At 67.9% G+C, this 19,232-nt stretch carries 23 protein-coding genes; 5 read left to right on the top strand and 18 right to left on the bottom strand.

What is annotated here, in order from left to right:
• The first annotated feature begins 37 nt into the window (after positions 1 to 37).
• Both EV645_RS37705 and EV645_RS37700 read left to right on the top strand, forming a co-directional pair.
• Positions 38 to 442: a MarR family winged helix-turn-helix transcriptional regulator gene (locus EV645_RS37705; protein WP_130449309.1), complete on the top strand. Its 405-nt coding sequence runs from the start codon at positions 38 to 40 to the stop codon at positions 440 to 442.
• A 28-nt stretch (positions 443 to 470) separates the two neighbouring features.
• Positions 471 to 1,421, top strand: coding sequence for an LLM class flavin-dependent oxidoreductase (locus tag EV645_RS37700; protein ID WP_130449307.1), 951 nt, complete (start codon positions 471 to 473; stop codon positions 1,419 to 1,421).
• On the opposite strand, the gene EV645_RS37695 is transcribed toward EV645_RS37700, so the two are convergent.
• The 6 genes from EV645_RS37695 to rpsB all read right to left on the bottom strand — a co-directional run bounded on the left by EV645_RS37695 (position 1,411) and on the right by rpsB (position 6,251).
• Positions 1,411 to 2,001 carry a GNAT family N-acetyltransferase gene (locus tag EV645_RS37695; RefSeq protein ID WP_130449305.1) on the bottom strand — a complete coding sequence of 197 codons (591 nt, stop codon included), beginning with the start codon at positions 1,999 to 2,001 and terminating at the stop codon, positions 1,411 to 1,413. The two genes, EV645_RS37700 and EV645_RS37695, sit on opposite strands and share 11 nt — an antisense overlap.
• Complete coding sequence (locus tag EV645_RS37690) at positions 1,998 to 2,846, bottom strand: phosphatidate cytidylyltransferase (protein ID WP_130449303.1); 849 nt, start codon at positions 2,844 to 2,846, stop codon at positions 1,998 to 2,000. The genes EV645_RS37695 and EV645_RS37690 overlap by 4 nt, the downstream gene beginning before the upstream one ends.
• A complete protein-coding gene (frr, locus tag EV645_RS37685; protein WP_242000918.1) occupies positions 2,846 to 3,400 on the bottom strand; it encodes a ribosome recycling factor in 555 nt (184 codons plus the stop codon). Before frr ends, EV645_RS37690 begins: the two co-directional genes overlap by 1 nt.
• 96 nt (positions 3,401 to 3,496) lie before the next feature.
• On the bottom strand, positions 3,497 to 4,258 hold the full coding sequence (gene pyrH / locus EV645_RS37680; protein ID WP_242000906.1) for a UMP kinase: 762 nt from the start codon (positions 4,256 to 4,258) through the stop codon (positions 3,497 to 3,499).
• A 49-nt stretch (positions 4,259 to 4,307) separates the two neighbouring features.
• Positions 4,308 to 5,126: a translation elongation factor Ts gene (gene tsf, locus EV645_RS37675; protein WP_130449299.1), complete on the bottom strand. Its 819-nt coding sequence runs from the start codon at positions 5,124 to 5,126 to the stop codon at positions 4,308 to 4,310.
• Between the two features lie 111 nt (positions 5,127 to 5,237).
• Positions 5,238 to 6,251: a 30S ribosomal protein S2 gene (gene rpsB, locus EV645_RS37670; protein WP_130449297.1), complete on the bottom strand. Its 1,014-nt coding sequence runs from the start codon at positions 6,249 to 6,251 to the stop codon at positions 5,238 to 5,240.
• A gap of 303 nt (positions 6,252 to 6,554) precedes the next feature.
• Here rpsB and EV645_RS37665 point away from each other — a divergent pair, with 303 nt between their 5' ends.
• Positions 6,555 to 7,166 (top strand): M23 family metallopeptidase, encoded by a 612-nt coding sequence (locus tag EV645_RS37665; RefSeq protein WP_130449295.1) that lies wholly within the window; start codon positions 6,555 to 6,557, stop codon positions 7,164 to 7,166.
• 12 nt (positions 7,167 to 7,178) lie between these two features.
• Here the strand turns inward: EV645_RS37665 and EV645_RS37660 are convergent, their stop codons facing one another.
• Together EV645_RS37660 and EV645_RS37655 are read right to left on the bottom strand one after the other, a co-directional pair.
• Positions 7,179 to 7,658 (bottom strand): RrF2 family transcriptional regulator, encoded by a 480-nt coding sequence (locus EV645_RS37660; protein WP_130449293.1) that lies wholly within the window; start codon positions 7,656 to 7,658, stop codon positions 7,179 to 7,181.
• A 60-nt stretch (positions 7,659 to 7,718) separates the two neighbouring features.
• Positions 7,719 to 8,660 (bottom strand): tyrosine recombinase XerC, encoded by a 942-nt coding sequence (locus tag EV645_RS37655; RefSeq protein ID WP_130449291.1) that lies wholly within the window; start codon positions 8,658 to 8,660, stop codon positions 7,719 to 7,721.
• Between the two features lie 136 nt (positions 8,661 to 8,796).
• Between EV645_RS37655 and EV645_RS37650 the strand changes: the two genes are divergently transcribed.
• Positions 8,797 to 10,434, top strand: a complete 1,638-nt coding sequence (locus tag EV645_RS37650; RefSeq protein ID WP_130449289.1) for an APC family permease — start codon at positions 8,797 to 8,799, stop codon at positions 10,432 to 10,434.
• Between the two features lie 311 nt (positions 10,435 to 10,745).
• On the opposite strand, the gene EV645_RS37645 is transcribed toward EV645_RS37650, so the two are convergent.
• Together EV645_RS37645 and EV645_RS37640 are read right to left on the bottom strand one after the other, a co-directional pair.
• Positions 10,746 to 11,222 carry a DUF488 domain-containing protein gene (locus EV645_RS37645; RefSeq protein ID WP_242000905.1) on the bottom strand — a complete coding sequence of 159 codons (477 nt, stop codon included), beginning with the start codon at positions 11,220 to 11,222 and terminating at the stop codon, positions 10,746 to 10,748.
• A 172-nt stretch (positions 11,223 to 11,394) separates the two neighbouring features.
• Positions 11,395 to 11,790, bottom strand: coding sequence for a RidA family protein (locus tag EV645_RS37640; protein WP_130449501.1), 396 nt, complete (start codon positions 11,788 to 11,790; stop codon positions 11,395 to 11,397).
• A 131-nt stretch (positions 11,791 to 11,921) separates the two neighbouring features.
• Here EV645_RS37640 and EV645_RS37635 point away from each other — a divergent pair, with 131 nt between their 5' ends.
• Positions 11,922 to 12,896, top strand: a complete 975-nt coding sequence (locus EV645_RS37635; RefSeq protein WP_130449285.1) for a helix-turn-helix transcriptional regulator — start codon at positions 11,922 to 11,924, stop codon at positions 12,894 to 12,896.
• Here the strand turns inward: EV645_RS37635 and dprA are convergent.
• From dprA to rplS, 8 genes are all read right to left on the bottom strand, one after another.
• On the bottom strand, positions 12,893 to 14,125 hold the full coding sequence (dprA, locus tag EV645_RS37630; RefSeq protein WP_130449283.1) for a DNA-processing protein DprA: 1,233 nt from the start codon (positions 14,123 to 14,125) through the stop codon (positions 12,893 to 12,895). The genes EV645_RS37635 and dprA overlap by 4 nt on opposite strands.
• The gene (locus EV645_RS37625) at positions 14,125 to 15,699 is read right to left on the bottom strand and encodes a YifB family Mg chelatase-like AAA ATPase (protein ID WP_130449281.1); all 1,575 of its coding nucleotides are present in this window, start codon (positions 15,697 to 15,699) and stop codon (positions 14,125 to 14,127) included. Before EV645_RS37625 ends, dprA begins: the two co-directional genes overlap by 1 nt.
• Positions 15,699 to 16,055, bottom strand: a complete 357-nt coding sequence (locus EV645_RS37620) for a YraN family protein (RefSeq protein ID WP_130449279.1) — start codon at positions 16,053 to 16,055, stop codon at positions 15,699 to 15,701. Before EV645_RS37620 ends, EV645_RS37625 begins: the two co-directional genes overlap by 1 nt.
• Positions 16,056 to 16,148: 93 nt before the next feature.
• Positions 16,149 to 16,472, bottom strand: a complete 324-nt coding sequence (locus EV645_RS37615; protein WP_012922325.1) for a DUF2469 domain-containing protein — start codon at positions 16,470 to 16,472, stop codon at positions 16,149 to 16,151.
• The gene (locus EV645_RS37610; protein ID WP_130449277.1) at positions 16,469 to 17,170 is read right to left on the bottom strand and encodes a ribonuclease HII; all 702 of its coding nucleotides are present in this window, start codon (positions 17,168 to 17,170) and stop codon (positions 16,469 to 16,471) included. The genes EV645_RS37615 and EV645_RS37610 overlap by 4 nt, the downstream gene beginning before the upstream one ends.
• A 51-nt stretch (positions 17,171 to 17,221) precedes the next feature.
• Positions 17,222 to 17,986 carry a signal peptidase I gene (lepB, locus tag EV645_RS37605; protein ID WP_130449275.1) on the bottom strand — a complete coding sequence of 255 codons (765 nt, stop codon included), beginning with the start codon at positions 17,984 to 17,986 and terminating at the stop codon, positions 17,222 to 17,224.
• Positions 17,983 to 18,612, bottom strand: coding sequence for a signal peptidase I (gene lepB, locus EV645_RS37600; protein ID WP_242000904.1), 630 nt, complete (start codon positions 18,610 to 18,612; stop codon positions 17,983 to 17,985). The genes lepB (EV645_RS37605) and lepB (EV645_RS37600) overlap by 4 nt, the downstream gene beginning before the upstream one ends.
• Before the next feature lie 145 nt (positions 18,613 to 18,757).
• Positions 18,758 to 19,117, bottom strand: coding sequence for a 50S ribosomal protein L19 (rplS, locus tag EV645_RS37595; protein ID WP_130449271.1), 360 nt, complete (start codon positions 19,115 to 19,117; stop codon positions 18,758 to 18,760).
• Positions 19,118 to 19,232: the final 115 nt, after the last annotated feature.

The following is a 19,232-nucleotide window of genomic DNA, read 5'->3' as shown; positions in this document are numbered from 1 at the left end:
TCTTCCTGACGATCAGTTGCCCGGTAGATTTGACGGTATGGCGTCCGACCGGCTGGGGTACCTGCTCAAACACGTCCAGGCGAAGCTGACCGAGCTTCAGACCAAGGCGCTGGCTCCGCACGGTCTGAACGGTCGTGACCTGGCGGTTCTGTCCGCGATCGTGTCCGGCGAACCGCTCTCCCAGCTCGAGGTCGCGGCCCGGCTGCGGGTGGACCGCACGTCGATCGGCGATCTGCTCGACGGGCTGGAGGAGCGTGGGTTCGTCGAGCGCCGGCGCAGCCCCGAGGACCGGCGGCGGAATGTCGTCGTACTGACGTCTGTTGGTCAGTCGACCTTTGAAACGGCGGAGCGGATCCGGCTGGAGGTCGAGCGCGAGTTCCTCGCTCCCCTGACAGCGCCGGAGCGATTCCGCGACGACCTGCAGTTGCTGCTCGGGGAATGAGGGCTCCGGCGGACCCGTTGGACTGAACATGCTCTCCGTCCCGCTGTCAGTCCTGGACCGTTCTCGGACGCGCGTTGGCGAGACGGAGCCAGAGACCCTGCGGGCGACGGTGGAGTTCGCGCGGCAGGTGGAAGACCTTGGCTACAAGCGTTTCTGGGTGTCGGAGCATCACAGCGTTCCCGGAGTGGTTGGCTCGGCCCCGACCGTCTTGGCTGCGGCGGTTGCTGCTCGCACCTCGCACATCCGGGTCGGTACCGGTGGAGTGATGCTGCCGAACCACAAGCCGCTCGTCGTCGCGGAGCAGTTCGGCGTACTGGAGTCGCTGTACCCGGGCCGCATCGATATGGGCCTCGGGCGCTCGGTCGGCTTCACCAACGGCGTACGGCGTGCGCTGGGCGTCGAGAAGGACGCTGCGGACGACTTCAGCGCACAGGTGCAGGAGCTGCTCGGTTATCTCGTTGGCACGTCGGACGTGCACGCCCGACCAGGCGAGGGACTGCGGATCCCGCCGTTCGTCCTGGCCGTCGGCGAAGGCGCGGCGATCGCTGCGTCGCTAGGACTACCTGTGGTGCTGGCTGCTCGCCCTGACTCTGTGGAGCTGGTCTCCGAGTACCGGGCAGCCTTCCAGCCGTCCGCGTGGGCGCCGGAGCCCTACGTCATCCTCGCCGTCACCGCTGCGGTTGGGGACACCACCGAGGCGGCCCGTCAGCTGTTGTTGCCGGAGGCATGGGCCAGCGCCTACTCACGTACCCGCGGCGTCTTCCCGCCGTTGCAGCCTGACGTGCCCGCGACCATGAACGCCCGCGAGCAAGAGTTCTTCGAGAACGCATTGCGTGGTCAGTACTACGGGACCTCCGACGAGGTGCATGCCGCGCTCGAGGACCTCGTGCAGCGCACAGCCGCGGACGAGGTCCTGATCACGACCAACACCTACGACCGGGACGATCTCCTGGCCTCGTTGGCGAAGCTCATCGGTTGATACGGGCCTCGAGCCGCTTCCGCACATCCGGCCACTCGTCGGCCAGGATCGAGAACACGACCGTGTCGCGGAACGAGCCGTCAGCCATCAGCATGTGCCGCCGCAGAACGCCCTCGCGGGTCGCGCCGAGCTTGGCGATCGCCGCCTGCGAGCGGGTGTTCTTCGAGCCGGTCTGGATCTTCACGCGGCCGAATCCGCACACCTCGAAGGCATGCTCGAGCAGCAACAGCTTGGCCGCCGGGTTGACCGCGGTCCCCCAGACGGCCGGCGCGTAGCCGGTATAGCCGAGGTGGATCCGCTCGTTCACCAGGTCGACGTCGGCGAGGCTCGACGTACCGACAACCGTGCCGTCGGCAACCGTCCGGACGACGTACGCGAACCGCTTGGCCGCGGCCGGGATCCACTTCGCCCGCATCTCGTCCGCGCTCTTCGGCATCGCAGCGGGCCCGCCGGCGAAGCCTCCGGCGTACACCTGCTCGTTCGCGATCGCGGCGTACAACTCGTCGATATCGCCTTCCTGCATCCGATCCAGCCGTACGACGTCGCCCACCAGGGATCGTCCGTCCGGTGCGATCGTCATGCCTTCACCAGCAGGTGAAGCAGCAGCCAGACGACGGGAGCGGTCGCTAGCAGAGAGTCCAGCCGGTCCATTACGCCTCCATGGCCGGGCAGCAGGTTCGACATGTCCTTGATGCCCAGGTCGCGCTTGATCATCGACTCAGCGAGGTCGCCGACCGTCGCAGTCAGTACGGCTACCGCACCGACGATCGCGCCGACCCACCAGTCGCCGTCCAGCAGGAAGACCACCGCAGCGATACCGGCGCCGATGCACGCCAGCGCCGAGCCGGTGAATCCCTCCCAGGACTTCTTCGGGCTGATCGTCGGCGCCATCGGGTGCTTGCCGAACAGCACGCCCGCGACGTACCCGCCGACATCACTCGCGACCACGACCGCGAAGAACGTCAGCACCCGCCCTGGGCCGTCGGAGTCCGGCTGGACCAGCAGAATCGCGAATCCCGCCAGCAGCGGGACATAGCCGATCAGGAACACTCCCGCGCTCACGTCGCGGACGAACCCGATCGAACCACCTGGCATCCGCCAGAAGATCGTCCCCAGCACCGTGAGCCCCAGTGCGACCAGCAGCGCCATCGGTCCCCCGAAGTACGCCGCGGTCAGCATCGCCGTCGTACCGGCGAACAGCGGGATCCGCGGGATCTCCGCACCCCCGGTGCGCAGAGCCTTGATCATCTCGTCCACGGCGACCAGGACGACCGCGAGCACCAGGACGGCGAACAGGACCTTCTGCCAGTACAGCGATCCGAGGATCAGTGCGCCGAGCCCGACTCCCACCGCGATGGCAGCAGGCAGGTTGCGCCCGGCACGACTCGGGTTGGGACTCGGCGCGGGCGTGCTCTCGACGCCCATCACACCTCGAGCAGTTCGGCTTCCTTGTGCTTGAGCAGGTCATCGACCGAGTCGACGTACTTCTTCGTCAACCCATCGAGCCGCTTCTCAGCACTCTTGCCCTCGTCCTCGCCCGCATCGCCGTCCTTGACCGTCTTGTGCACCTGGTCCATGGCGTGCCGGCGGATGTTGCGGACCGAGACCTTGGCCTCCTCGGCCTTGGTCTTGGCGACCTTGATGTACTCCTTGCGCCGCTCCTCGGTCAACTGCGGCATGACCACCCGGATCACCGCGCCGTCGTTGCCCGGGTTCACACCCAGGTCGGAGTCGCGGATCGCCTTCTCGATCGCCGTCATCGCACCCTTGTCGTACGGCGAGATCAGGACCGTGCGGGGCTCGGGGACCTGGAAACCGGCCAGCTGCTGCAGCGGCGTCGGGCTGCCGTAGTAGTCGGCCAGGATGCCCGCGAACATCTGCGGGTGCGCCCGGCCGGTGCGGATCGCGGCGAAGTCGTCCTTCGCGACCTCCACGGCCTTCGCCATCTTCTGCTCGGCTTCGCGGAGAGCTTCGTCGATCACGACATTCCTCGCTTCCTCTGGGCCGCGTCGATGCGGCCACTCCTACTGCGCCTTGTGACACCCGATCCTAGTGGTACGCCGCCCTACGCCGGGTTATTGCCCCGGCGAGACGACCGTGCCGATCTTCTCGCCGTGGATCACCCGGGCGATGTTGCCCTCTTCGAGGCCGAAGATCACGATCGGCAGCGCGTTGTCACGGGCCAGGCTGATCGCGGTGGCGTCGGCGACCCGGAGGCCGCGGGCCAGGAAGTCGTCGTACGACAACTGGTCGAACTTGACCGCGTCCGGGTTCTTCTTCGGGTCGGAGTCGTAGACCCCGTCCACGCCCTGCTTGCCCATCAGCAGCGCCTCGGCGCCGACCTCGAGCGCGCGCTGGGCGGCGACGGTGTCGGTGGAGAAGTACGGCATACCGGAGCCGGCGCCGAAGATGACCACGCGGCCCTTCTCCAGGTGCCGCTCGGCCTTGCGCGGGATGTACGGCTCGGCGACCTGGCCCATCGTGATGGCGGTCTGCACCCGGGTCTCGATACCGAGCTTCTCCAGGAAGTCCTGCAGCGCCAGGCAGTTCATCACCGTGCCGAGCATGCCCATGTAGTCGGCGCGGTTGCGCTCCATGCCGCGCTGCTGCAGCTCGGCGCCGCGGAAGAAGTTGCCGCCGCCGACCACCACGGCGACCTGGACACCGGCCCGGGCCACCTCGGCGATCTGCTTGGCGATCGAGTTCACGACGTCGGGGTCGACGCCGAGTTTCCCGCCGCCGAACACCTCGCCCGACAGCTTCAGCAGCACCCGGTGATAGGCCGGGGCGAACGGCGAAGAGGCCGGATTCGTCTCGGTACCCAGGGTTTCCGTCACGATTCCGGCCTCCTCGTTCGTTGCTGTCCTGTTCAGATCCTCGTCGGGATCAGGCGCCGACCTCGAAGCGGGCGAACCGCTTCACGGTCACACCGGCCTCATCGAGCACGGCCTTCACGGACTTCTTGCTCTCGGTCACCGACGGCTGCTCGAGCAGTACGACGTCCTTGAAGAAGCCGTTCACCCGGCCCTCGACGATCTTCGGCAGCGCCTGCTCCGGCTTGCCCTCTTCGCGGGCGGTGGCCTCGGCGATGCGCTTCTCGTTCTCGACCGTCTCGGCCGGGATCTCGTCGCGGGTGGTGTACAGCGGGCGCATCGCGGCGGCCTGCATGGCAGCGCCACGGGCGGCCTCGACGTTGTCACCCTCGAACTCGACCAGTACGCCGACCTGGGCCGGCAGATCCGCGGCACGCTTGTGCATGTACGCGGTCACCTTGCCGTCGAACACGGCCACCCGGCCGAGCTCCAGCTTCTCGCCGATGACGGCGGCCAGGGCCTCGATGTTCTCGGCGACCGACTTGCCGTCCGTCAGCTTCTCGCTCAGCAGGCCCTCGACGTCGCCGACCTTGCTCGCCGCAGCGTGCGCGACGATGTCGGCGGCGAGCTGCTGGAACTGCTCGTTCTTGGCAACGAAGTCGGTCTCGCAGTTGAGCTGGACCAGCGCGTTCTCCGCCGCGGCCACCAGGCCGTTGGTGGCGGACCGCTCGGCGCCACGCTTGGCTGCCTTGGCCGCGCCGTGGATGCGCAGCTCCTCGATCGCCTTCTCGAAGTCGCCGTCGGTGGTCTCGAGCGCCTTCTTCGCGTCCATCATGCCCGCGCCGGTGGCGTCGCGGAGCTTCTTCACGTCAGCGGCGGTGTAGTTCGCCATTCCTCGTTCTCTCGTCTTGTCGATGCGGCTGGATGGGCGGGGCAGGCCCGGTTGCGGACCGTGCGACGCAGCGGGGTGCCGCCCGGCGGGGCCGGGCGGCATCCGTGGCTGTCAGGCCTCGTCGGCCTTCGGGGTCTCGTCGGCCTTCGCCTCGGTCGCGGCCGGGGTCTCCTCGGCCTTGGCCTCGGCGGCTTCCGGCGCGGTCTCGATGACGGCGTCGGACGCGACCGGCTCGGTCAGGACGTCGGCCGCCTCGGCAACCGCCTCGGCAACCGGGGCAGCCTCCGCGGCCGGAGCAGCGTCGGCGGCCGGGGCGGCCTCAGCGGCCTTCTCGGTCTTGGCGGTGCCGTTCTGGCTCTCCAGCAGCTCGCGCTCCCAGGCGGCCATCGGCTCCTCCTGGCCCAGCTCCTCGCCGGACGCGGCAGCGCCCTGGCCGGAGCGGCCCATCAGACCGTCGGCGACGGCGTCGGCGACGACCCGGGTCAGCAGGCCGACCGAGCGGATCGCGTCGTCGTTCCCCGGAATCGGGTAGTCGACCTCGTCCGGGTCGCAGTTGGTGTCGAGGATGCCGATGATCGGCAGCTTCAGCTTGCGCGCCTCGTCGACGGCGAGGTGCTCCTTCTTGGTGTCCACGATCCACACGGCGGCCGGAACCCGGGCCATGTCGCGGATACCGCCGAGGGTCTTGAGCAGCTTGTCGTGCTCGCGACGCTTCTGCAGCAGCTCCTTCTTCGTGACACCGGAGGCGGCGACGTCGTCGAAGTCGATGAGCTCGAGCTCCTTGAGGCGCTGGAGCCGCTTGTTCACCGTCTGGAAGTTGGTCAGCATGCCGCCCAGCCAGCGCTGGTTCACGTACGGCATCCCGACGCGGGTCGCCTGCTCGGCGATCGCTTCCTGGGCCTGCTTCTTGGTGCCGACGAACAGGATCGCCCCGCCCGACGCGACCGTGCTGCGGACGAACTCGTACGCGCGGTCGATGTAGGACAGCGACTGCTGCAGGTCGATGATGTAGATGCCGTTGCGCTCGGTGAGGATGTAGCGCTTCATCTTCGGGTTCCACCGACGGGTCTGGTGCCCGAAGTGCACGCCGCTCTCGAGGAGTTGCTTCATGGTTACTACGGCCATGACTGTGTGGGTCTCCTGTCACGCTCGCCGGGGTGCTCGTCCCGGGTCAGCGCGTTGTCTCGGTTGTCTCGCGTCGGATCGGGTGATCCGCTGCTCCTGATGCCCGTCGTACGGCTCCGCCAGGATCGCTCCGGGACCGTTGGAACCGCACACTGGTGCGGGCATGCGTAGTCGTCCCACTCACATGGGACGCCACCGGAAGTGTACGTGACCGGCGGCGGGCAACGCGAACCGGCCCTGGGTTATCCACAATCGCGCGATCGAGGGTCCGGGGCCGTCCCCGACGACGGCATCTTCCCTGGCATGAACCTCGCCCTGCTCTCCCTCGCCATCCTGCCCGGTGCCACCTCCGACTGGCCGCTCCAGCCACGCCCGGAGGTGGTGCACGGCTTCGAACTGCCCGCGAAACCGTGGCTCTCCGGCCACCGCGGCGTCGATCTGGCCGGCCGTCCCGGCCAACCCGTCCTCGCCGCAACCCCTGGCACGATCACGTACGCCGGTCCACTCGCCGGCCGTGGCGTCATCACGATCACGACCGGAGCGCGTCGTACGACGTACGAGCCTGTCGTGCCGGCGGTCTCTGTCGGGACCACCGTCCAGACCGGCGCCGTCATCGGGCGCCTGTCCGCTGCCGGCTCGCACTGCCTGCCGAGAGCCTGCCTGCACTGGGGTCTGCTCCAGGGCAAGCAATACCTCAACCCACTGACCCTCATCCCGAATCGGCCGGTCCGCCTACTCCCGCTGACCGATCAGCAGGCTCAATCTGCTCGCGCTCCATCCCCCGTGCTGCCAACTCCACGCGCCTCGGACACATCACCCGCCCCGCCCGACAGCAATCAGCGCACGGCCAAGCTCATCATCGCCGCCACCGCAGCCCTCACGCTGACCGCCGGCCTTCTGATCAGACGGGAGTAGACGCTCGACCGATCAGCTGCCGGGGACGCGGGCCTGCCAGGCGTCCTCGTCCTTCGAGCGGCGCTCGACGCCGGCCGGGAGCTTGTTCTTGGCGAGATCGATCAACGTCGTGTTCTCGAGTACGTCGCGCAGGCTCGCGCGAGCCGCGATCCAGACCCGTTGGAGGACCACCGCATGTTCGTTGTACGAAACGCTCTCCGGCCGCACACCGGAGATGCTCACGATCGGACCGTCCACCGCGCGCATCACATCCGCGACCGAGATGTCATTGGGGTCGACGGCCAGCCGCCATCCGCCCGACTGCCCACGCTGGCTGGACAGCACGCCCGCCCGGCGGAGGTCGGCGAGGATGCCCTGCAAGAAGCCATGCGGGATGCCCTGCGCCCGACTCAGCTCCTCGGCCGACACCACCGAAGGATCGTCGGCCACCCACCGTTGGGTGATCTCGATCAGAGCTCGCAACGCATAGTCAGACTTCGCCGAAACCCGCATGTCCCGCAGTCTGCCGCATTCAGCCACTCACGCCCCGCATCCCCCTCACGGAGCGCCTGGTCAAGCCCGCGGATGCGCCTGCAGGTAGGCCTTCCGAAGCCGATCGCTGGAGACATGCGTATAGACCTGGGTCGTCGCCAGCGACGCGTGCCCCAGCAACTCCTGCACGCTCCGCAGATCCGCGCCACCTTCGAGGAGATGCGTGGCCGCTGTATGCCGCAGTCCATGCGGGGCGAGATCCGGTGCGTCGACGACCGCGATCCGCTCGTGCACCAACCGTCGTACCGCTCGCTGATCGATCCGCCCACCACGCGCGCCGAGGAAGGCGGCCGGACCGCTCCCCTCCCGCGCCAGCTTCGGACGCGCTTCGGTCAGCCATCGCTCGAGCGCTTCCGCAGCCGGCACGCCGTACGGGACGGACCGTTCCTTGCGGCCCTTGCCGAACACGCGGACGACGCGGCGCGAATGGTCGATGTCGTCGACGTCGAGTGCACACAGCTCGCCGACGCGGATCCCCGTCGCGTACAGGAGCTCCATGATCGCGAGGTCACGCAGCCCGACCGGGCTTCCGTCGTCCGCGGCAACGGCCGCAGCGTCGAGGACCGCTCGCGTGTCGGCCTGGCCGAGAACGCCCGGCAGGCTCTTGTGCGGCTTGGGGCTGGCGAGCAATGCTCCCGGATCCGTACCGATCCGCTCGGTCCGCTGCGCCCACGCCGTGAACACCCTTGCGGCCGTGGCCCGCCGCGCCATCGTGCTGCGGGATTTCCCCAGACTTTGCTGTTTGGCCAGCCAGGACCGGAGCCCCCGGATGTCCAGCCCGCCAAGATCATCGTGACCAAGCCGAATCAAATGTTCGAGTAAATCCGCGACATCCCCGATGTAGGCTCTGACCGAGTGAGTGCTGAGGTCTCTCTCCGCCGTCAGATGCCGTTCGTAGTCAGCCAGTAACTGAGTGAAACCTTCCGGCCAGGAAGGGTTTCCACTGACATCGTCCGGCACCATGTCTCGACGATGCGTGAGGCGGCCCGGCATCGCAAGCCACCGCGCGGTGACCGGCGAGAGGAGGTCTGGTCGATAACCCGACGGTCGACTACTGTTCGGCCCGATTGCCCTAGTAGCAACGGAGGCACCCCTGACCATGGCCCCCTCAGCGAACGGACAGACCGTAGGCCGGCGCCTGCCGGTCGAGTCGGCGTTCACTCGAGTCGAGGACGCGCGGCATCGTCTGCCGCGCTTGTTCGGTCGTCGCGACCTGGTTGTACTCGGCCTGGGCGTGATGATCGGCTCCGGCATCTTCAGCATCAGCGGCGTCCAGGCGGCCAATGTCGCCGGACCGGCAGTGATCCTGTCGTTCGTCATCGCCGCGATCGTCTGTGTGCTGGCCGCGGCCTGTTACGCCGAGCTGTCCTCGACGATCCCTGTCTCCGGTAGCGCGTACACCTTCAGTTACGTGACTTTCGGTGAGATGTGGGCCTGGCTGGTCGGTTGGGCGCTCGTGCTCGAACTCGTCACCGCGGCGGCGATCGTCGCTCGCGTCTGGTCGGCGTACTTCCTGGCCACGTTGGACGGATTCGGAGTCACGCTGCCCAGCGGGGTGGCGCAGTTCTTCGGTCCCGAGGCCAAGCTCAACCTCGTTGCCCCGTTGCTCTTGCTGGTCCTGACCGCGCTGATCGTCACCGGCACCAAGCTGTCGGCCCGGGTGCTGACCGTCGTCGTGATCGCGAAGGTCGCGGTGATCCTGCTCGTGGTGATCGTCGGTGCGGCGCACATCAACATGGCGAACTACCACCCGTTCGTGCCGCCGGCCCGGGCCGCTCCCGCGACGGCGAGTCCGACGTTGCTGGGCTGGATCCTGGACTCGTCGTTCGGTTCGTTCGGAACGATGGGCATCTTCACGGCGGCCAGCACGATCGTGTTCGCTTACATCGGTTTCGACCTGATCGCGACCGCGTCGGAGGATGCCCGCAGCCCGCGGAAGACTGTCCCGCAAGGGATGCTGCTCGGCGTCGGCGCGGTAACGATCCTCTACATCGCGATGGCCGTCGTCCTGGTCGGCATGCGCCCGTACGGCAAGCTCGGCGGAGCCGCGCCGGTCTCCGAGGCGTTGGCCGCCGTCGGAGTCGGGTGGGCCGCAAAAGTGGTCAATCTAGGCGCGTTGCTCGCGTTGATGACCGTGATCATGGTGGTCCTCATCGCGCAGAGCCGCGTCCTGTTCAACATGGGTCGTGACGGTCTGCTGCCGAAGAGCCTCGGCCGGGTCAGCCGGGTGTACTCCTCCCCGGCCCGCGCCGCCGGCTTCGCAGGTCTCGCCGCTCTGTTGCTCACGCTCTACCCGAAGGTCCTCGAACTCGAGGAGCTGCTGGTCATCGGTGCCCTGTTCTGCTTCGCGTTCTGCGCTGTCGGCGTACTCACGCTGCGCCGCTCGGAGCCGAACCTGGAGCGTGGCTTCCGGGTGCCAATGGTCCCGCTGATCCCGCTGTTGTCGCTCGCCGCAACGGTGTGGCTGATGCTGAACCTGAAGACCAGCACCTGGACCAAGTTCGGCGTCTGGATGGTCATCGGTATCGCGATCTACGCCCTCTACGGCCGCTGGCACAGCCGCCTCGCCAACGAGGACAGCTGGGACTTCGACCTCGGCGACACCGACCCCGGCACCGGCGGCCTGCAAGCCATCCGCCCCGACCAGGACCGCCCACCCGAGCTACGCGCAATCCGCACCCCGCCCGACCAGCAACAATCCCAAAAACCCACCCGCGGCAAACACATGCGCAACTAACCTCCGCCCCGCAGCGCGTGGACGTGCACTCGGAGCACCGGGCAGCGCCGCTCAAGTTGCATGCACGGACACCGGCGGCCGTGTGGTTGGCTGGCGTCACGCTCGCGTCCGCCCGAACCACACCACCACGCGCGCGTCCGCCCGAACCACACCACCACGCGCGCGTCCGCCCGAACCACACCACCACGCGCGCGTCCGCCCGAACCACACCACGCGCGCGTCCGCCCGGACCGCACCACGGCTCGCGTGAGGCTGGACGGCGCCACGCGCGCGTGCGTTCGTCGGCGGGCTGATGTGCTGGAATCCGTGGGTTACAAGGGGCGTAGGTGCTCGATCGTGATGCCGTGGTGTTCGGTTAGTCGCTTGGCGATCAGCGAGCGATGGCAGGAGGCGGGCTCGAGTTCGACACACAGCAGCGCGGCGATTCCGTTGGTCGGCAGGGCTGACACGATCGACGTTAGGTCGGCCTGGTCGAGGATTTCGGTCGTGTAGCGCCGGACGTACTCGGCGGCGAGTTCGCGGCGCGAACGCTTGCCCACCCCTTGCCGATCGTCCTCGGCGTACTGCAGTTCGCGTAGCTCGGTGGTCGGTGCGAGCTCAGGATGATGTTCGTACGCGATCCGCACATCAGCGAGGGCCGCCTGCAACCGAAGCGAGTTCGCCCAGGCGTACTCCGGCCCCCGCACGCCACGCCGCTGCCGTACGTCGACCAGTAACCGAACATCGGCATCCTGCAATCGCTGCAGGAACGACTCAACGTCGAACTCGTACACGCCTATCGTCGCCACCTTCACCACCGGGAATCACGCCCCGCCGACCGGGGACAGGACAACACCCGCGTCCGTCCGCGTCTCGTGGCCGACGCCCGTCTCCGTCCACGTCTCGTGGCCGACGCCCGTCTCCGTCCGCGTCTGGTGGACGGCGCCTGCGTCCGGCCGCGTGTCGTGCTCGGCACCGGGCTCACCCGACGGCTGTCGCTTCGAGTTCGACCAGCAGGGTGGGGATCGCGAGTCGGGTCACGCCGAGCATCGTTGTCGGCGGCGCGACCCCGGCAGCGCCCAACCGCGATGCCAGCACCCCGTAGTGCTGGAACAGCAGGTCGACGTCGGTGGTGTACACGTTGAGTCGGACGAGATTCGTGAGGGACATGCCGGCGTTGCCGAGGACGGCCTCCAGGTTGTCGAGGCTCAACGCCAACTGCGCCGCCAGGTCACCGGCATGCTCGGGCTTTCCGTCGCCGCTCATCGCGGTCTGCCCGGCGCAGTACAGCGTCCGGGTCTGGCCGGAGACGATCTCGCCTTGGTTGTAGCCCAGGTCCAGCGACCAGGTCCACGGGTTGACCGTCGTTCGCTCCACAGCCACATCAGCTCCATTCGATTGATCGACAGGCTTCGTCCATCGGCCCAAGCAGCCCGGCCTGACGTCGTACTGAAAGCCTCCCAACGAATCACGACATCCTGTGTCGCGTATGGCGGTAGAGTCGTCGGATGCGCGCCGACCGGTTGGTCTCACTGGTCCTGCTGCTGCGCCAACGTGGTCGGCTGTCCGCGCCGACGCTGGCCCGCGAGCTCGAGGTATCCACCCGCACCGTGCTCCGGGACATCGAGGCGCTGTCCGCAGCCGGCGTGCCGGTTTATGCCGAACGCGGGAGGTACGGCGGGTTCGAGCTGTTGCCCGGGTTCCAGACAGAGCTCACCGGGCTGAACAACGATGAGGCGCTCGCGCTGCTGGTCGCCGGATCGCGCCGCGGAGCACAGGTGTTCGGTCTTGGCTCGGCGCTCGCTTCGGCCATGCTCAAGGTCGTCGATGCCCTGCCAGAGGGATATCGGGACACTGCAGCCGACGCAGTAGAGCGATTGCTGATCGACCCGGAAACGGATCTCCTCTCACGTCGGCAGGTCACCGAGGAAGTGCCGGACGCCATCGCAGCCGAGATCCGCAGCGCCGTGTTCACCGGGCACAAGCTGCGGATCCAGTACGCAGCCGTGGATCAGACCCCGAAGTGGCGCACGGTGGACCCGATCGGTCTGGTCACCGTACGAGACCAGGGCTACCTGCTGGCGAAGCGGTCCGGCGAGGACCGCACGTACCGGCTGTCCCGAGTGCTGGCCGCCGAGGAACTCGACGAACCCGCGCAGCGACCCGACCGGGTTGACCTGCATCGCACATGGCAGGAGCGCAGCACAACCTTCCGAACCGGCGGCGACCAAATCACCGTGCTGCTACGCCTCAACCCAGCGCGGCGAGAGGAGCTCATGGCCACCGCGCTAGCCGTCACCACCGAACAAGCTGATTCAGACGGCTGGCTCCGCCTCGAGGTCACCTTCCAAGACGCGCGCCACGCCGAATGGGCCCTCTGGCAACTAGCCACCAACGCAGAAGTCCTCACACCCCAGTCCTTACGCACCACCCTCCACACCCGAGCCACCAAAATCGCAACCCGCTACGCCGTGCCCTCCTAAGCACCACCAGGTGGGGATGGGAGGCGCCAGCCGGTCGGGGTTTGGGTTATTAGGGCTAGGGCGGCTAGGGCATCCAGGGATTGTTGGGTGGTGAGAAGGTCCAGGCCGGCGGTGACGGCTATGCGGGGGGCTGGGGCTGGATGGAGGACGGGGACTGCGTCGAGGGTGCGTTGGAGGTCGGCGTCGAGGGTGTCTGCCACGGATTGTGGGGCTCGTGGGGGTTGGGTGAGGCCGGCGCCATACGGTGAGATGGCTTCGATGATGTCGGCGACGTTGGTGGCTAGTACGGCGTTGCGTTCGCGGACCAGCAGGTGGCTGCCGGCGGACATCCGGGAGGTGACGGGGCCGGGCACAGCCAGGACGGCGCGGCCGCACTGTTCGGCCCAGCCGGCGGTGTTGAGGGCGCCGCTGCGGATTGCGGCTTCGATGACGACTGTGCCCTGGGTGGCCGCTGCGATCAGGCGGTTGCGGGCGAGGAAGCGGAGCTTGGTCGGTGAGCAGCCGGGTGGGAGTTCGGCGACGACCAGACCCTCCTCGGCAACGCGACTGAGCAGGGCCGAGTTGCGTTTCGGGTAGCTGACGTCGACACCGCAGGCGAGTACGGCGATCGTCGTGCCGGGGGCTGCGAGCGCGCCGCGGTGGGCTGCCGCGTCGATGCCGAAGGCCCCACCGGACACCACGGTCACGCCAGAGTCGGCTAGGCCGGCAGACAGCTCGGCGGCGACGTGTTCGCCGTACGACGAGCAGGCGCGGGCACCGACGACCGAGACCGAACGCTTCAACGCGTGACGGAGATTCGCCCGACCGCGGACCCACAGGCCGAACGGGGCACCAGCACGGCGGCTTAGCTGGCCGGCATCGGTGAGAACGTCTATCGGGTCGGGCCATTCGTCGTCACCGGGGATCACGAACCTGGCACCGGCGGCCGCGGCTCGCTCGAGGTCTCGCTCCGGATCGACCTCGGCGAGGCGGGTGGACCAGCGCTCGAGGCCGTGTGATCTGCACTGGAGGCGGTCCCAGATCTCCAGCGCGGACATCCCGTCGAATGCCTTCAGCGCGGCGAGGTCACCGGGCTCGACGACGCGGGACAAGCCGGCGCGGGCGAGGCGTTCCCGATCGCCGTTGCCGTCGGCAATCACCTCGGATCCGGCCGCTCCTCCACCGGAGCCGATGGCATCAGCCATCAGTGCCAGGTTCGTCAGGGCAAAGTTCAGAGCATGGTTCGTCATCAGGCGATTCCTTTGAGGGGGCGGAGATCGGAGAGCTGCACCAACGGCTCGCCGGCTCGCAGCTGGAACGCTTCGTGGGTGAGCTCGACCGTCGGCCGGTCGGCGCCGGCAAGGTCGGCAAGGGTCCACGCGAGTCGGACGACGCGGTCGAAGCCTCGAGCGGTCAGGCGGCCGCTCGCGTAATGGTTCTCGAGGAGTTTGTTGCTCGCGGCATCCAAGGGATGTTCGCGGCGCAGGATCGGGCCGGGGACCTCGCTGTTCAGAATCCAGGCTGTGCCTTTGTGACGGTGAGCCTGGCGGTCGCGGGCGAGCCGGACCCGGTCGGCAACGACCGCAGTCGATTCGGTGGGCTCGGCGTCGGTGATGGTGCGTGCCGCCGGGAGGATCTGACGTTGGATGTCCAGGCGGTCCTTGATCGGGCCGCTGATCCGTTGGCGGTAGCGGGCGAGGACCTGAGGGGTGCAGCTGCAGATGCCTTGATTGGTGCCGGACAGCCCGCAGGGACACGGATTGGCCGCCAGCACGAGCATGAAGCGGGCCGGGAACTTCGCGACCGCGGCAGCCCGATGGACTTCGACGAACCCGGCCTCGAGCGGTTGGCGCAGCGTGTCGAGAGTCAGCGGATGCATCTCGGGCGCCTCGTCGATGAACAGGATGCCGCGATGCGCGCAGCTGATGGCACCAGGCCTGGGCACGCCTGACCCACCGCCGACGAGGCTGACCAGGGAGGCAGTGTGGTGCGGCGCGATGAACGGCGGCCGGACGACCAGCTCGGCATCGTTGGTGAGCAGACCGGCGAGTGAGTGCACGGCCGACACCTCGAGCGAGTCGTCTGCGGTCAGGTCGGGCATCAGCCCGGCCAGGCGTTCCGCGAGCATCGTCTTGCCGGATCCCGGCGGCCCGTGCAGGAACAGGTGATGGCCACCGGCTGCAGCGGCCTCGATGGCGCGGCGGCCTTCGTGCTGGCCGATGACGTCGTCGAGATCGACCGCTGGAACCCGGGTCAGCGACTCTGACACCAGGCGTGGCTCGGCGCGGGGCGGTGCCTCGTCAGGGATCTCGACGCCGCGGAGTAGCGCGAGGACCTGACGGAGCGAGCGTGCGCCGTACACCTCGATGCCTGGGACGAGACGTGCTTCGCCGACGTTGAGGTCGGGGACGACGATGCGGTCGAAGCCGGCTCGGGCTGCGGCCAGGGTCATCGCGAGCGCGCCGCGGACCTCGCGGATGCGGCCGTCGAGGCCGAGCTCGCCGATGATCGCTGTCTGACGGAGAGAACTGGGATCGACGACACCGGCCGCGGTCAGAAGCGACAGGGCGATGGCGACGTCGTAGTGCGAGCCGGTCTTGGGCAGGGTGGCGGGTGACAGGCCGATGGTGACCTTGCGATCGGGGAATCGCTCACCGCTGTTGACCACGGCGGCGCGGACGCGGTCGCGGGCTTCGGACAGGGACGTGTCGGGGAGACCGATCAGGGTCGTCTTCGGCAGCCCCTGGGCGATGTCGGCCTCGACCTCGACCAAGTGGCCCTCCAGGCCGACGAGCGCGACGGACCACGTCTGTGCGAGCGCCATCAGGCCACACCCCGCACGTGGTCCACGGTAGGTGGCGTGTTGTGGTCGAACAGGACGCCTACGACGTCGATCCGGATCGCCGCCGGTCTGAGCTGGTGGGCCTGCAACCAGCGGCCGGACAGCTTCCGGAGCGTGATCAGCTTCCGGTAGGTGATCGACTCGAGCGGGCTGCCGTAGTTGAGCCCGCGCCGGGTCTTCACCTCACACACGACGAGCGTGTTGCCTTCGCGCGCGACGATGTCGATCTCGCCGAGCTCGCAGCGCCAGTTGCGCTCGAGCACCGCGAAACCGTGCTCGCTGAGATACCTCGCGGCGAGATCCTCGCCGTACCGTCCGACGGTGTTCCTGGTCCGCATCGTTGACCACCTCCGGCAGAGAACATGCCGGGATCAGGCCTGCGAAACGGACCTCACTTTCCGCCTGTGGAAAAGCTCAGCCTCTGGAGAAGCTCAGCGGCCGAAGTCGGAGTCCTTCGGGACTTCCAGGTCGGACTTGGCGAGCTCTTCGATGTTGACGTCGCGGAAGGTGACGACCTTGGCGTTCTTCACGAAGCGGGCCGACCGGTAGACGTCCCAGACCCACGCGTCGGCCATCGTCACCTCGAAGTACACGTCGCCGCCCTCGGTACGCACCTTCAGGTCGACCGCGTTGCACAGGTAGAACCGGCGCTCGGTCTCCACGACGTACTTGAAGATCCCGACGACGTCCTTGTACTCCCGATAGAGCTGCAGCTCCATATCGGTCTCGTACTTCTCGAGGTCATCGGCACTCATCGATTGCTCTCCACTCCGGTGGGACTGGTCACATTCTGTCCCATATCGGGCCGCAGACTGCGGCGGACATTCTCAAACCGCCGTCGATGTTGCGGGCACGGGCCGTATTCGTCCAGTGCCGCCTGGTGTTCGGGGGTGCAGTACCCCTTGTGGATCGCGAACCCGTACTGCGGGTACACGGTGTCCCAGTGCTGCATCACCCGATCACGGGTCACCTTGGCGATCACCGAGGCGGCGGCGATACACGCCGCCACGCGGTCACCCTTCCAGATCGACAGCCCCGGTACGCCGAGACCGTCGACACCGAACCCGTCGGTCAGCACGTACGACGGGCGCACGTCGAGCCTGAACAGCGCCCGGCGGAGCGCCTCCACGTTCGCGACGTGCATGCCGAGCCGATCACACTCCGCGGCCTCGATCGAGACCACCGACCAGGCCAGCGCCCGCTTACGGATCTCCTCGTAGCAGCGGTCCCGCGCCTTGGCGGTCAGCAGCTTGGAATCGGCCAGCTCCGGGATCTGGCCCCGTTTGCCGTCCGGCAGGATCACCGCGGCCGCCACCAGCGGCCCGGCACAGGGCCCGCGACCGGCCTCGTCGACGCCGGCGATCGGGTCCAGGCCGACGCGGCGCAGGGCACGCTCGTACCCGTACAGCCCGGCGTCTCGCCGTACCGTGCTCCCGCGCGGCAACGCGCTCATTCAGCCCTCCGCATCACACAACTCACCCTAGGCGTCAGAGGCGACAGGTTCTCACTTAGGTGGTGGCGTGAGCGATATCGAAGGTTTGTCCGGTGCCGGGCCGGGGGCCGGGACCGCCTTGAACGTGTCGGGTACGCCGAGTTTGCTCCAGCGGCCCGCCGGCCAGACGATCGCTATCGCCCGCCCGGTGACCTTGTCGAGCGGCACGAACGCCGCGTCGCCCTGGTTGCCGCCGTTCGCGTCGAGGTCCTGCAGGTGCACGCGGGAGTCCCCGGAGGCGGACCGGTGGTCGCCCATCACGAAGATCCGGCCGGCCGGGACGGTGACCTGGAACTCCATCTGGGACGGGGCATCCCCCGGATACAGGTACTTCGTCTCGTCGAGCGGCTGACCGTTGACCAGCAGGCGGCCCTTGGAGTCGCAGCAGGCGACCTTGTCGCCGGGCATGCCGATCAGGCGCTTGATCAGGTGGCCGTGGCTGGAATCCGGCAGCAGACCGACGATCTCGAAGAACCGGCCGACCGAACCGCGCTTCTGGCCGCTCTCCTCCGGGCCGAGCCAGCCGCCCGGGTCCTCGAACACGACCACGTCACCGCGCTTCACGTCGGTGAGCTTCTCCACCACGACCCGGTCACCGACCAGCAGCGTGTTCTCCATCGACTCGCTCGGGATGATGAACATCTGCCCGACGAACGCCCGCAGGATCGACGAGACGATCAGGGCCCCGACCACGATCAGCACGAACTCTCGGGCTGCGGCTCCGAAGCCCGAACGATGGGCGGGTTTTGGGTCCGTCTTGGTCGGCGTATCGGTCACTTCTTCAGCCCCGGCTTCTTGAAGGTTTCCGGAGGACGCAGCATCGTCATCCGGTCAGACGGCCAGATTACGCAACAGGCCCGGCCAACCACGTTCTCGACCGGCACGAATCCACCGCCGGGGCCGCCCATATGGGCACGCGAGTCGGCGGATTCGGCGCGGTTGTCGCCCATCACCCACAGATGGCCGGCCGGCACCAGCACGTTGAACGGGACCTCGGAGGGCTTGGCGTCCTTGAGCAGGTACTCCCGCTCGTCCAGCGCGATCCCGTTCACGGTGATCTGGCCCTGCTTGTTGCAGCAGATCACCCGGTCGCCGCCGATGCCGATCACCCGCTTCACCAGGTGACCCTCGCCGCTGCGGGGCAGGATGCCGACGAACTCACCGACTCGGCGCAGCGTGCCCGGCTTGGCCTGTTCTTCGTTCAGCCAGTTGCTCGGGTCCTTGAACACGATGATGTCGCCGCGGTCGACATCCCGATGCAGGTAGCTGATCTTCTCGGCCAGGATCCGGTCGTCCTTGGTCAGCGTGTCGTACATCGACTCCGACGGGACGTAGAACGCCTCCGCGACGAACAGCCGCAGGACCACGGTGATGACGAGCGCGAGCACCGTGACGGTGCTCATCTCGACAAGCAGGCTGAGCAGCGGATTCCGCTGCTTCAGCCTGCGGTGACGTCCCTTGCTGCGACGTGCCCTCGAGGCTACCGGGCGAGGGCGAGCTCGAGTCGCAGTGCTCGGCGCCATCGGAGACCGTCGTCGTTACGCGGCGTCAGGAGGCCGGGATCTCGCGCTTCTCCTTGATCTTGGCCGCCTTACCGCGCAGCTCGCGCAGGTAGTACAGCTTGGCGCGGCGGACGTCGCCGCGGGTCACGACCTCGATCTTCTCGACGATCGGGGTGTGCAGCGGGAAGGTCCGCTCGACACCGACACCGAAGCTGACCTTGCGGACCGTGAAGGTCTCCTGCAGGCCGCCACCCTGGCGCCGGATCACGACACCCTTGAACACCTGGACGCGGGACCGGTTGCCCTCGACGACCTTGACGTGCACGTTGACGGTGTCGCCGGGCCGGAAAGCGGGGATGTCGTCGCGCTTGCTCGCGTTGTCGAGCTCATTCAGGATGTTGCTCATCAGGTGTCTCTTCCTCGCGCGTGCCACAGGTCACCCACGAATGTCGGTGGTGATGAAGTCATCAAGAGGCTGCCGGTCGGTGGTCACCCCCTGTGGCAGGAGCACCGAAGGGCAG

It is taken from the genome of Kribbella rubisoli, from assembly GCF_004217145.1.
Lineage (GTDB): Bacteria > Actinomycetota > Actinomycetes > Propionibacteriales > Kribbellaceae > Kribbella > Kribbella rubisoli.
This window is presented reverse-complemented; position numbering and strand designations above follow the sequence as displayed.